General features: G+C 39.9%; 11 protein-coding genes, 1 tRNA gene and 1 riboswitch. Of the genes, 4 read left to right on the forward strand and 8 right to left on the reverse strand.

Features of this window, described 5'->3' with window-relative positions; translation table 11 throughout:
- The first annotated feature begins 59 nt into the window (after window positions 1–59).
- Together glmS and SY85_RS06610 are read left to right on the forward strand one after the other, a co-directional pair.
- The gene (glmS, locus tag SY85_RS06605; protein ID WP_066402652.1) at window positions 60–1,898 is read left to right on the forward strand and encodes a glutamine--fructose-6-phosphate transaminase (isomerizing); all 1,839 of its coding nucleotides are present in this window, start codon (window positions 60–62) and stop codon (window positions 1,896–1,898) included.
- Window positions 1,899–1,990: 92 nt separating this feature from the next.
- A complete protein-coding gene (locus tag SY85_RS06610) occupies window positions 1,991–4,192 on the forward strand; it encodes a DUF4954 family protein (RefSeq protein WP_066402659.1) in 2,202 nt (733 codons plus the stop codon).
- 53 nt (window positions 4,193–4,245) lie between these two features.
- Here SY85_RS06610 and SY85_RS06615 read toward each other — a convergent pair whose 3' ends face one another.
- From SY85_RS06615 to era, 3 genes are all read right to left on the reverse strand, one after another.
- Window positions 4,246–4,467 carry a hypothetical protein gene (locus tag SY85_RS06615; protein ID WP_066402662.1) on the reverse strand — a complete coding sequence of 74 codons (222 nt, stop codon included), beginning with the start codon at window positions 4,465–4,467 and terminating at the stop codon, window positions 4,246–4,248.
- Between the two features lie 100 nt (window positions 4,468–4,567).
- Window positions 4,568–5,881 (reverse strand): ribosome biogenesis GTPase Der, encoded by a 1,314-nt coding sequence (gene der / locus SY85_RS06620; RefSeq protein WP_066402666.1) that lies wholly within the window; start codon window positions 5,879–5,881, stop codon window positions 4,568–4,570.
- A gap of 152 nt (window positions 5,882–6,033) precedes the next feature.
- Window positions 6,034–6,924, reverse strand: a complete 891-nt coding sequence (era, locus tag SY85_RS06625) for a GTPase Era (protein WP_066402668.1) — start codon at window positions 6,922–6,924, stop codon at window positions 6,034–6,036.
- Window positions 6,925–6,986: 62 nt separating this feature from the next.
- Here era and SY85_RS06630 point away from each other — a divergent pair.
- A tRNA-Met gene (locus SY85_RS06630) sits at window positions 6,987–7,058 on the forward strand.
- Between the two features lie 65 nt (window positions 7,059–7,123).
- On the opposite strand, the gene SY85_RS06635 is transcribed toward SY85_RS06630, so the two are convergent.
- Together SY85_RS06635 and SY85_RS06640 are read right to left on the reverse strand one after the other, a co-directional pair.
- Window positions 7,124–7,540, reverse strand: a complete 417-nt coding sequence (locus SY85_RS06635) for a response regulator (protein WP_066402671.1) — start codon at window positions 7,538–7,540, stop codon at window positions 7,124–7,126.
- Between the two features lie 656 nt (window positions 7,541–8,196).
- Window positions 8,197–8,907, reverse strand: a complete 711-nt coding sequence (locus tag SY85_RS06640; RefSeq protein WP_066402676.1) for a head GIN domain-containing protein — start codon at window positions 8,905–8,907, stop codon at window positions 8,197–8,199.
- Between the two features lie 83 nt (window positions 8,908–8,990).
- Window positions 8,991–9,083: riboswitch (TPP riboswitch) on the forward strand.
- A gap of 52 nt (window positions 9,084–9,135) precedes the next feature.
- Between SY85_RS06640 and SY85_RS06645 the strand changes: the two genes are divergently transcribed.
- Window positions 9,136–11,268 carry a TonB-dependent receptor gene (locus SY85_RS06645; protein WP_066402678.1) on the forward strand — a complete coding sequence of 711 codons (2,133 nt, stop codon included), beginning with the start codon at window positions 9,136–9,138 and terminating at the stop codon, window positions 11,266–11,268.
- A gap of 37 nt (window positions 11,269–11,305) precedes the next feature.
- On the opposite strand, the gene SY85_RS06650 is transcribed toward SY85_RS06645, so the two are convergent.
- The 3 genes from SY85_RS06650 to SY85_RS06660 are packed head-to-tail and all read right to left on the reverse strand — an operon-like array spanning window position 11,306 to window position 13,532.
- On the reverse strand, window positions 11,306–11,620 hold the full coding sequence (locus SY85_RS06650) for a rhodanese-like domain-containing protein (RefSeq protein WP_066402681.1): 315 nt from the start codon (window positions 11,618–11,620) through the stop codon (window positions 11,306–11,308).
- Between the two features lie 13 nt (window positions 11,621–11,633).
- On the reverse strand, window positions 11,634–12,494 hold the full coding sequence (locus tag SY85_RS06655; protein WP_226999029.1) for a PASTA domain-containing protein: 861 nt from the start codon (window positions 12,492–12,494) through the stop codon (window positions 11,634–11,636).
- A gap of 51 nt (window positions 12,495–12,545) precedes the next feature.
- Complete coding sequence (locus tag SY85_RS06660; RefSeq protein WP_066402684.1) at window positions 12,546–13,532, reverse strand: D-alanine--D-alanine ligase; 987 nt, start codon at window positions 13,530–13,532, stop codon at window positions 12,546–12,548.
- Between the last annotated feature and the right edge of the window lie 29 nt (window positions 13,533–13,561).

Consider the following 13,561-nt stretch of genomic DNA (forward strand, 5'->3'; position numbering starts at 1 on the left):
CCGCTTTTTTTAGATTTTCGCTATTATACAATTACTAAAAATTAAACCCTTACATAATCATGTGTGGAATTGTTGCCTACATCGGACCCCGTGAAGCCTATCCTGTCATTTTAAAAGGTCTAAAGCGCCTGGAATACCGTGGGTATGACAGTAGCGGTGTTGCCTTATTAAACGGATCTGGCTTACAAGTACATAAAAAGAAAGGCAAAGTAGCCGAACTGGAAGAAACCCTTCAAGGCAAAGACCTACACTCTCATATTGGTATAGGGCATACGCGTTGGGCAACACACGGTGAGCCCAGCGACCGTAATGCACACCCGCACACTTCTGCCAGTGGTAGATTGGCAATGATCCATAATGGGATCATTGAAAACTACGCCCAACTGAAACAAGACCTTATTAATAAAGGCTATACATTTCATAGCGATACCGATACAGAAGTATTATTGAACTTCATTGAAGACATCTTAAAGAACAACAACAGCTCGCTGGAAGAGGCGGTGCGTATAGCATTAAAGCGCGTAGTAGGCGCTTATGTAATTGTGTTGATCGATAATGAAACACCAGATACTTTGATTGCAGCCCGCAAGGGAAGCCCATTGGTAATTGGTATCGGTAAAAATGAGCATTTCCTGGCTTCTGATGCCTCTCCAATTATTGAGTACACCAAAGAAGTAGTGTATGTAAATGATTATGAGATGGCTATAATTAAGCCCGATGAATTGATCTTAAAGAACCTAGGTAATGAGCGTCAAACGCCATTCATTACTAAGCTGGATATGGAGCTGGCGGCTATTGAGAAAGGGGGCTACGACCATTTCATGCTGAAAGAGATCTTTGAACAGCCTCAAACAATTTATGACTGCTTGCGTGGCCGTTTAGACGCGACTGCAGGTACCATTACCATGAGCGGTGTTGAAAAATATGCCGAGCAGATCATGAATGCTAATCGCATAGTAATGGTAGCATGTGGTACCAGCTGGCATGCCGGCTTAGTGGCTGAATACATCTTTGAAGAACTATGCCGCATCAATGTAGAAGTAGAATATGCTTCTGAGTTCCGGTACCGCAACCCGGTTATTAATAAAGGCGATGTGATCATTGCCATTTCCCAAAGTGGTGAAACGGCAGATACGCTTGTAGCTATTGAGAACGCAAAAGCAAAAGGAGCCATTATACTTGGAGTCGTAAACGTAGTAGGTTCTTCTATTGCACGTATTTCTGACGCCGGCGCTTATACGCACGCAGGTCCAGAGATTGGTGTAGCATCAACAAAAGCCTTCACTGCTCAATTAGCGGTATTAACCATGATCGCATTGAAGGTGGCGCACATGAAAGGCTCTATCGACCAACAGCGCTACATACACTTATTAAAAGAACTGGATGCTATACCTGAAAAAGTAACACGCTTACTGGAGCAAGAAGAACAAATCAAGAAGTTAGCTGAGAAGTATAAAGATGCGCAAGACTTCCTGTTCCTGGGTAGAGGGTATAACTTCCCTGTAGCCTTGGAAGGTGCATTAAAGCTGAAAGAAATCTCTTACATCCACGCAGAGGGTTATCCAGCAGCAGAAATGAAGCACGGTCCTATTGCGTTGGTAGATGAAAACTTACCTGTGGTATTTATTGCGACGAAAGATTCGTACCATGAGAAAGTGATCAGCAATATGCAGGAAATCAAAGCCCGTAAAGGAAAAGTGATTGCCATCATTACAGAAGGCGATGAACATAGTACGGCACTGGCAAATGATGTAATTGTTGTTCCAGAAGCTGATGAAATTGTAGCACCAATGCTAAGCACCATTCCTACACAGCTACTAGCCTATTATATTGGCGTAGCGAAAGACTTTGATGTAGACAAACCAAGAAACCTGGCTAAGTCTGTTACAGTAGAATAATGATTAATTAATATAAAAATTATGAGTGATGAGCAGCTTCATTAAAAGAGTTCCTCATCACTTTCTTTTTTCGCCCTGTTAACCTTCTTTACATGAATGAGATAAGGAAAAAACCTTTACATGCCATAGGATACAACTTTGTTGCGGATCCCTATTTGCCCGCTGGTGCCGATGAATACCACTTACGAAATCTTCAAAACCGAAGCGGCATTCCCTATCGAAACCTCTCTGCGTACGAAATAGAAGTATTGGTACGCAATAACAACACCTCTGACGATTGGAACAAGATACAGGTATCTAATGCCTTTAATCCGGAACTGGTAAAGAACTGTAAGTTCTATGGCTTGGTACGCATTGGTAAACTAGAGACCATATCCTTAGAGTTTCACAATATTATTATGCCTGTTGGATTGTACAACAGTACTATTATCAGTTGTGATTTTGGTGACAATGTGGTAGTGAGCAATGTTAACTATATGTCGCATTACATCATTGGCAGCGAGGTAGTGTTATCTAATATTCACGAGCTGCATGTTACAAACCACTCTAAGTTCGGTAATGGTATTATTAAAGAAGGCGAAGATGAATCCGTAAGAGTTTGGTTAGAACTCTGTAATGAAAATGCAGGTCGCAAGATTATTCCATTTATTGGCATGCTGCCCGGTGATGCCCACTTATGGTCAAAATACAGGAGCGACGAACTGCTAATGCAACGCTTTAGAGAGTTCACAGAAAAGAAGTTTGATAAGCAACGTGGATACTATGGAAAGGTTGGTGACCGCTCGGTTATAAAAAACACCAGTATCATTAAAGATGTTTGGGTAGGTAGCGATGCCTATATAAAAGGAGCCAATAAGTTAAAAAACCTAACCATCAACTCTAACGATGAAGCACCCTCGCAAATTGGTGAAGGCTGCGAGTTGGTGAATGGTATTATTAATGAAGGATGTCGTGTGTTTTATGGGGTGAAGGCTGTACGTTTCATTATGGCCTCTCACTCGCAATTAAAATATGGCGCCCGTTTGATCAACTCTTACTTAGGCAATAATGCCACCATTTCTTGTTGCGAGGTACTGAATTCCTTAATCTTTCCTGCGCATGAGCAACACCATAACAACTCCTTCTTATGTGCAGCAACCATAATGGGACAAAGCAATATTGCTGCTGGAGCTACCATTGGCTCTAACCACAATAGCCGCGCTGCTGACGGAGAAATAGTAGCGGGTCGTGGCTTTTGGCCCGGCCTCTGTGTTAGCTTAAAACACAATTCCAAGTTTGCGTCATTTACATTGATCGCAAAAGGTGATTACTCTTATGAGCTAAACATTCCTATTCCATTCAGCTTAATCAGTAATGACGTTAGCCATGACAGACTAGTTGTTATGCCTGGCTTTTGGTTTATGTACAACATGTACGCCTTAGCACGCAACTCCGGAAAATATATTGACCGCGATAAGCGTACAGATAAAATTCAGCATATAGAGTACGACTTCCTGGCCCCCGATACCATCAATGAGATGTTTGATGCTCTTGTACTATTTAAGAAGTATACTGCTATTGCTCATCACAAAAAGCAAGGAAGTACTATAAATGAATCTTCATTAGAAGAAGAGGGTAATGCTATACTTAATGATGATCAATATGATTGGAAAGGGCTTCAAGTAATAGCCTATGGCTTTGAAAACAATCATCGCCCCACACATTTGATCAAGGTCAAAGAGGCTTTTCAACTTTTCCAAAGATTAATCAGGTATTATGGAACTACACAGTTAATGCAATCCATTCAGAATGGTGTTGTCAACTCTTTGCAAGAAATACAACAAATAGACACTACAACAGAGCGCCTGACCTGGAAAAATATCGGCGGGCAATTATTACCCGAAACCAAGTTTAACCAATTTATTGAAAGTATCCATAAGAATACCATTGGATCATGGGAGGCAGTACATGGCTTTTATAAAGAGTGTGGCGCTACTTACGATGCAGACAAACTGCAACATGCCTATTCATCATTATTGGAAATTAAAGGCCTTACCACTGAAGAATTTACAACTGATATTTTCAATGAACTAATGCAGGAAGCATTAGCCACTAAAGAGTGGATGGTACAGAACATTTACGACTCGCGTGCCAAAGATTACCAAAGTGCCTTCCGCAAAATGGTTTATGACAATGAAGAAGAGATGGTTGAAGTAATTGGTAAACTAGAGGACAATGTATTTATTCAACAACAACAGAACGAGTTGGAACAAATGCGTGAAAGCGTAGTGCAGATTCAAAGTAGCTTTAAATAACAATTAAAAAGCCCTCTGCAAGCAGAGGGCTTTTTAATATTTTGACCTACTAATTAGTGTTTAGTAGTATCAGTAGTAGTTGTAGTAGTTGTAGTTTTCACAGTAGTATCTACAGTAGCAGCAGTTGTATCTACGGTTGTTGGAGCTACAGTAGCAGCTGTATCAGTAGTTACAGTTGTAGTAGTTGTAGTATCAGTAGTAGTTGTAGACTCACCACCGTTGTTACAAGCTACCAATGTACCTGCGATAGCTGCGATTGCTAAGAACTTTTTCATTGTACTTTTTTTAAGTTTTAGTTAACTAATGGGCGCAAAGGTAACAGTCTGGTGGAAATAACCAAATGCTAAGCTCAACTTTTTTCCCACACTAAGTATTTTACTTTTTTCTAAAGAAAATACGTACCGGCACACCTGTAAAATCAAAGTTCTCGCGCAACTGATTTTCAAGGTAATTACGATAAGGAGTTTTGATATCTTCTGGAAAATTACAGAAGAAGGCAAATGAGGGTACTACAGTAGGTAATTGAGTAACATATTTAATACGTACTGGCGCACCTCTTACAACTGGTGGATGATTAGCCTCAATAGCTTTCAGCATCACATCGTTTAGTTTGGAGGTGGCAACCTTACGTTGGCGATTCTCATAAACATCCAACGCTATCTCAATGGCTTTGAAGATTCGGGTCTTTTCTTTTGCTGAAATAAACAGAACTGGCACATCGGTAAACGGTGCTAATTTCTGTTTTAATGTTTTTTCATAATCACGGGCTGTATTGGTTTCTTTTTCCATCAGATCCCACTTATTTACCAATACCACAACACCTTTACCCTTGCGTGCTGCTAAACTAAAAATGTTCAGATCCTGCGCTGTAATACCTTTTTCAGCGTCTAATACAATCATACAAACATCTGCTTCATCCAGTGCTTTTATAGCTCGTATTACAGAGTAAAACTCTAAATCCTCATGCACTTTTGCTTTACGACGCAAACCAGCAGTATCAATAAGAACAAAATCTTTTTGGAAAAGATTATATCGTGTATGAATGGTATCGCGTGTTGTTCCTGCAATATCACTTACAATGGTACGTTCCTGCCCTATCAATGCATTTAACAACGATGATTTACCTACATTCGGCTGACCAATGATGGCAAACTTGGGCAATCCTTTTTCCTCCTCAGAAATAGCCTCATCATCTTCTTTCATCAAATCTGTTATAGCATCTAATATCTCCCCAGTGCCACTACCACTAATAGATGATACAAAGTACACCTGATCAAAGCCCAAGCTATAAAACTCGGTAGCCTCCAACATGCGTTCATTGTTATCAACCTTGTTTACAACTAGAAATACAGGCTTTGTAGAACGGCGCAATATATCTGCCATAGCATCATCCAAGTCGGTAATGCCTGTTGCAGCATCTGCCATAAACACAATGGCATTTGCTTCTTCTACAGCTATTGTTACTTGCTTACGAATTTCTCTTTCAAATACATCTTCACTGTGCGGCACAAAACCGCCAGTATCAATAACGTTGAATGTTTTTCCATTCCATTCTGCAATACCATATTGCCGGTCGCGTGTTACACCGGGAGTATCTTCCACAATGGCTTTCCGCTGCTCCAGCAAACGGTTAAAAAACGTACTCTTCCCTACATTTGGTCGGCCAACTATGGCTACTGTAAAACCCATTCGATTTCAGATTTAAGATTTCGGATTTGAGTTTATGATTCCAAATCCTCTTTTATATATCGCGTATACGATGTTATTTTTTACTGATTCGTTTTAAAAAAGCAGCGGTACCTTTTCACAAACAACTTGACTGATTTCAATTAACCATTCTTTTAACTATATCCATACTCTTTCAAGAACAAATCATTTTCTCTCCATTTAGGGCGCACTTTTACAAACAACTCCAAGAAAACCTTTTGCCCAAGAAACTTTTCTATATCCTTCCGGGCATCACTGCCTATCTTCTTGATCATCTTCCCACCTTCACCAATAATAATTGACTTTTGTGTTTCCCGCTGCACTATAATATTCGCACCTATTTTGATCAAGGTAGACTTGTGCTTGAACTCATGTACTAATACTGTTGTTTGATAGGGAATCTCCTCTTCAAATAGTTCAAAGATTTTTTCCCTCACGATTTCACCTACAAAAAAGCGCTCAGATAAATCGGTTAGCTCGTCTTCCGCATAAAAAGGATCGCCTTCCGGCAATAGAGAAACAATAGCATCTAATAATTCTTGCAAATTATTCTGCGCTAAAGCTGAAATGGTAACCAACTTTTTACAATAACTTTTCGAACTAAAGAATGCCTTTGCAGCCTCTATCTTTTCTTTGTCTGCCGTATCTATTTTATTCAAAACGACAATAGACCCGACTTTTAATCGCAGTGAAGAAAAAACAGCGTCACACTCTTCCCAGTTATCATTTATATCAACTAACAGCATGGCCACATCGGCGTCTTCCAGGGCGCTTTTTACAGCTCCCATCATTCTTTCATGCAATTTGTATTTGGGCTCAATAATGCCTGGTGTATCAGAGAAAATAATTTGATACTGATCAGTCGTTAAGAATCCTTTAATACGATGACGCGTAGTTTGCACCTTTGAGGATACAATAGCTAGCTTTTCACCAATGAGGGCATTAAGCAAAGTGCTCTTCCCTGCATTCGGTTTTCCGAATATGTTAACAAAACCTGCCTTCACGTTATAAAAACTATTCGGCAAATTTAATTGATTAAAAATTGTTTGGTGGAAATTGATGAACGCTCTATATTTGCACTCCACATCGCGAAGTAGAGCAGCGGTAGCTCGTCGGGCTCATAACCCGAAGGTCGCTGGTTCGATCCCAGCCTTCGCAACAAAGCAAAAGCCTCAGTACATCTGAGGCTTTTTTTATGAACTGAAACGCTTTTCAACTAAGGATCTACTCTAGTTCGGCAGGCTTTGATTCTTGTATAAATTCATTAGCCAGTTGCACCACTTTATCCATTTCATCAGGTATCTCAAAACAACCAGCAGCCCCAAGCGCCATTAACAATTCACTAACTACCGGCTTCATAGCTGTAGAATAGAAAACAATTGGAATATTTTTCATATCCTCTCCTTTGCGTATAAGCGCCAGTACCTCATTGCCATTTAGCCCTGGCATATTCATATCAAGGATAATTAACGAAGGATAAAAAGAAGGCGAAAGCTGCTGCAAGTATTTCAACGCCAGCTCCCCAGAATCCATAAATTTTAATGGAACTGCCCAACCCGCAGACGTAAAAGCTGTATAGAGTAAATAGCGATTGTCTTCGTCTGCTTCCACAATTAGAACATATGGGTGCATTTCACTCATAACAAAACACATTATTTTATAAAAAAAGAAGTACTACTCTGAAAGGAACAATCTGGTTTTACCTACACAATCAACTGCACTACGTGGATGAAGGATACGTTTTACGATAAGGATCTGGGTTAAACAATAGTAAGATAACTATATATTTTGAAAAAGCATATACTTAAAACGGTTCTGTAAAAAATTTTAAATAGAAACTAAAAACCAGTTTCAGGTTCCTCAAAAGAGTAATCGTCACTAATGGCCATAACCGCTAATTTCTACAGAATTACAAATGCTATTTTTAGATAATACCCTCTATTTGCCTATCCCCCAGTCAATTGCCAATTATCTGAAATGGCACTAAACACGTCAATTAACCTAGTGATGTAAGCGCTTTTTTGAACAACTATTGCAAAAAACAGAAATCACTCCACTTACCTACTGATTAAAACGCATATACTTTATGTCCAATTAAAGGCTAAAGTTTAGCTGAATTCTGACCAACTCCGTAACATTACGGAGTTGGTCAGAATTCAGCCAGGTTAATGCCACAACCTGGGCTGGTTTACACAGGCTTATATAAGCAAATTTTTATAGTATAGATACCAAAAAGCATCACATTTAACCAATAAAAAAGGGCTCCGATTGGAGCCCTTTCTATAAAATTTAGTCACTTAAGATTTTTTTGAAACGCTACTGGAGCCACTAGTTTTTACATCTTTAATAACAGCATTCCCTTTGTAAGAAAGGCTACTGGCCCCACTCAGTTTAACAGACATCTCTTTGTCGGCTGTAATCCGCACGCTACTAGCTCCACTGGCTTCTACAGAACAGGTATTGGCTTTAAATTCATAGGCCTTTACATCACTGGCGCCATTGGCATCAATAGTTACTTTATCAGCAGAGCCGGAGATGTTTATATCAGAAGCTCCACTCAGGTCAATTGACAACTCATTGGTGACCGTTATGGCCCCTTCTAAGTCACTTGCCCCTGACAAGTCCAGTTTTAACTCCGCCACTTTCAATACTCCTTCTATATTTATATCTGCCGCACCACTTGCCTTGATCAGATCCAGGTCTTTTACAGAGATATACGCTTTTAACTTAGGATTTTTTGACCACCACTTATTGCCATCATCAAACCAAATATGCAATGTGCCGCTTTTGACCACTGTCTTGATATGAGTCATAGCATCTTTATTATTAGCACTTACGGCTAGCCCCTCTGTATTCGACTGACTCAGTACCACATCAAAAGCACTGGAGATTTGTATAGCATGAAAAGATTCTACCGTACGCGCTTCTGCATTTGGGTCATTTATGGTCATTTGCGCCTGAGCACCTATACCCGCTAGTATAAACAGTGAAAAAAGGATTTTTTTCATATTGTATGCAATGATTTATTAATGGAACGTAAGCCCTTCAGAAAAGTTACAGGTATTCTGAAAAATTCTTCTATACCTTTGCGGCTGAATTCCCGGGGTGCCCATCAAAGGCTGAGATCATACCCGTAGAACCTGATCAGGGTAATGCCTGCGCAGGGAAGGCTGTTTCTAAATACCTATCCTCCTTCTCTTCGGCTGCATTTCCCTTTCATTTAAATTTTAAAAAAAATGAAAAGGACTGCTTTATTAACCATTTCAACCTGTGCATTATTAGCAGCACAGGCTCAGACAGACACGATCGACCTTGTACCCGTTGAAGTAAAAGCCGTAAGGGCTTCTGCTACGGCCCCCTTCACAAAAACGAATATCAAAAAAGAAGAGATTCGTAAGCAAAATTTGGGGCAAGACCTACCGTTCATTTTAAACAACACTCCTTCTGTAGTGGTAAATTCGGATGCTGGCAACGGCGTGGGCTATACAGGTATTCGTATCAGGGGCACTGATGCTACGCGTATCAATGTAACCCTTAATGGCGTACCATTTAACGATGCAGAAAGTAGCGGAGCGTTCTTTGTTGATCTCCCCGACTTTTTATCTTCTGTAAACAGTATTCAAATACAGCGCGGTGTGGGCACATCATCCAATGGTGCCGGAGCCTTTGGTGCTACGATCAATCTGAGTACCAACGATCTTGTAAAAAACCGGAATATTGAAATAAACAATAGCTATGGTTCTTTTAACACACTAAAGAACACCGTTCTCTACAACAGCGGCCTATTAGGTAAACATTTTACTGTAGATGCCCGGTTATCACGTCTGAGCAGCGATGGCTATATTGACAGAGCCACCAGCGATCTGCGTTCCTATTATTTATCTACTGCCTATACTACAGAGAAAACAGGCTTACGCTTTACCACCTTCTCTGGTAAAGAAATAACATACCAGGCTTGGAACGGCGTGTCTGAAGCGGATTTGAAAGTAAATAGACGGATCAACTATGCCGGCATGGAAAAAGAAGGCACACCCTATGATAATGAAGTTGACAACTACAGACAGGACCATTATCAATTATTCTTCAATCACAAACTGGCGCAAGGCCTCACTTTCAACACTGGCTTGTTCTTAGTACGCGGCAAAGGATATTATGAACAATACAAAGCAGATGAGAACTATGCTGACTATAATCTTCCGGTACCGGCTAGTGGTGAAACTTCTTCCGACCTGGTGCGCCAATTATGGTTAGACAACTACTATTATGGCAACACCTTTTCATTACAATATGAAAAGGAAGGTACAGCCTTAACGCTAGGTGGTGCAATAACTAATTATGACGGCAACCATTATGGAAAAGTAATATGGGCTGAAAAAGGCTTAAGTGAAATTAAAAAATGGTATGACCTGGACGCTCAGAAAAGTGATGCTAACGTGTATGCAAAGTGGCAGCAAAAATTAGGAGCTTACTGGCAACTTTATACAGATTTACAATGGAGAGGTGTAACACACGACATTGAAGGCTTTCGCTATAATCCTACCCTAGGTGTTAAGCAATTCTATAATTTTTTAAACCCTAAAGCAGGCATTAGTTATAATCGCAACAACTGGCTGTTGTACACCTCATATGGCGTTGCCAATAAAGAGCCAAACAGGGATGACTTTGAAGCGGGTGTTGCACAACAACCTTTAGCCGAGCGTTTGCATGACTTGGAGTTGGGTATTGAAAAGAATGAGAAGGCGTACAATTGGGGAGCCACTTTATATTACATGCGTTACGACAACCAGCTAGTTCTTACTGGTAAAATAAATGATGTAGGTTCCTATACCCGCACCAACATTAAAGACAGCTATAGAGCTGGAATTGAATTACAAGGTGCAACCCGTATTACTCCTTGGTTACAGGCGGCTGCCAACCTTACCCTCAGCAAGAATAAGCTTAAAAACTTCGAGGAATATATCGACAACTATGACGACGGAACACAAAAGCAAAACATGTATAACGAAACGACAATTGCTTTTTCTCCTAGTGCAATTAGTAGTGGCATTTTAACCTTTACCCCGGTAAAGAACACAGAGCTTCAGTTAATAGGAAAATATGTAGGCAAACAGTACTTAGATAATACAGAAAACGAGCAGCGCAAACTGGATGCTTATTATACACAAGATATTAGGGCCAATTATACGTTTCAGAAAAAATGGTTAAAGGGCTCTAAGTTGATATTTCAACTTAACAATATCTTCAATACGCTGTATGAGCCAAATGGCTATACGTTCAGTTATTATTATAACAATGCGCTGACCACAGAGAACTATTACTTCCCAATGGCTGGCACCAATTGGACCATAGGTTTAAATATCAAGCTATAAACAATAATTAAAAACCCCGCTAAAGCGGGGTTTTTAATTATTGTTGTACACCAAATTTTTCTTGCCAGGCTAATATACCACCTGTAACATTATTGGTGTTTGTAAATCCCATTTGCTCTAAAATCAAACAGGCCATCATACTACGTTTGCCACTTCTGCAATGAATAATTACTTCCTCATCTTTCAAATCCTCAATATCTTCTATCTGCATAGTTTGAATCTTACCTAAGGGCACCAACTTTCCACCCAGGTTTGCTTCCTCATATTCATGTGGCTCGCGGCAATCAATCAGATTGATCTTTTCACCATTATCAAGCCTTTGTTTCAACTCTTCAACCGAAATTTCTTTCATAATTAGCTATACTTTAAAAATCATTTTCTGTTTTCTGGCCATCAGGGTTTACACTCGGAGCTCTCATAGATTTCTCAAGAGAGTCCACATTAGGTTTTTGTGCACTTAACCAGATATCCATCATTTGCCCAGGACGAATACGGAACTGGCGTCCTTTGTCGTCCCGAGTGTTTGGGCTTTGTCTATAAACAAATGCATTAGCTGTATCCTTCACATCAGGGTCAGGAAGCGCAACTCCCAAAATTAGTCCTTGCGACTCTAATAAGATCTTTGCTTCCTCATAGGTCAAACCTAGCAAACGAGGCACCGCCATTTCTTCATTTCCAATACCAGTACCTAGCACCAGGGAAATAGAGCTACCCACTTTTATCTTAGTGCCTGCTCCAATGGTTTTCCCATCATATAGTTGTTCCAATACAGAATTCTTGGCAAAATCCGGACGGAACGTCGTATCGCCTAAACGCAAGCCCATATTGGCCAGAACCAGCTCTGCATTTCGGAAGCTGTATCCAACCAGGTTAGGCATTTCTACATCTGGGGGAACTGTTCTGTTAATTGTTACATATACAGTACGATTGACCTTTACCACCGCATCAGGCTCAGGTATCTGCTTGATAACAACAGAAGGAGGAAGTGAGTCATAATATACTGAATCCTGTATAACAACCTGAAAGCCCTGATCTTCTAGCAGATCACGCACCTCATCAATTTTTTTACCAGTTACAGAAGGTACATTACGAGCAACCCCATGCTGGGTAATCCAATTGAGTGATAGAGAAAAGATTAAACCTAGAAGAAAAACCAGGGTAAGACCTATCAATATATTATACCAAAGTGGTTTCCCGGTGATGTATTTTTTAATTATTCGATTCAAGTGTATGGTGTTAAAAATTGAGTTGCAATATAAATAAACAGTCCAGAAGCCTTAGGATTTACTCTTTAAAGCTTGATTTACCAGTTTAGCATAAAAATCCTTCAGCTCCCATCCTTTGGCTCTTACCTGCTGTGGTATAATACTCGCTTCACTTTGCCCAGGTATCGTATTGATTTCCAGCATATAAGGCGCATTTTCCGATTCTTTATAAATAAAATCTATTCGTACAACACCACTGCAATTAAAAACCTGGTAAATTTTCTTAGCTGCAGCCTCAACATTTTCCTTCCACTGTGAGTCCATTTGCGCAGGTGTTGTTTCTGTTGATTTACCCTGGTACTTGGCTTCAAAATCAAAAAACTCATTCAATGCCACTACTTCTGTAATAGGCAGCACCTGTATTTCATCATCCGATTTAAATACGCCTACTGTGAATTCTCTACCAACGATCATCTCCTCGATCAATACCTGGTCATCTTCATTAAATGCTTTAATTATAGCACCTTCAAGTTGGGCAGCCTCTGTAACCTTACTCATACCGATACTGGAACCGCCATTATTAGGTTTTACAAAAAGAGGAAGTCTCAAAGTGGCCAATATCTTATTGACATCGTAAGAAGTATGTTTAAATAAATGCACGGACTTAGCCACGTTTATACCGGCCATAGCCGCTACAGCCACTGTATAGCGTTTATTAAAGGTCAAAGCTGATGTAGCTGCGTTGCAGGAAGTATAGGGCAATCCTAAAACATCAAAATAGCCTTGAAGCTTGCCATCTTCTCCTGGTGTGCCATGCATACCGATAAAGACAGCATCAAATTTTATTTTATCACCCTGTACTGTTAAAGAAAAATCGTTTTTATCTACTTCTATTTTCTGTCCATCGTTTGCATAAAACCAACCTTGTGGATTTATGTCAATGGTATAAACGTCAAATAATTCCTTATCTAAATGATTAAAAATTGTAGTTGCCGATTTGTAAGAAATAGTGGCTTCTCCGGAATATCCGCCTGTTACTAGGGCAATTTTTTTCTTCATGGAAAGTGGTCTTAAAGCTGAAAAGTAGA

It is taken from the genome of Flavisolibacter tropicus (genome assembly GCF_001644645.1).
GTDB classification, from domain to species: Bacteria; Bacteroidota; Bacteroidia; order Chitinophagales; family Chitinophagaceae; genus Flavisolibacter; species Flavisolibacter tropicus.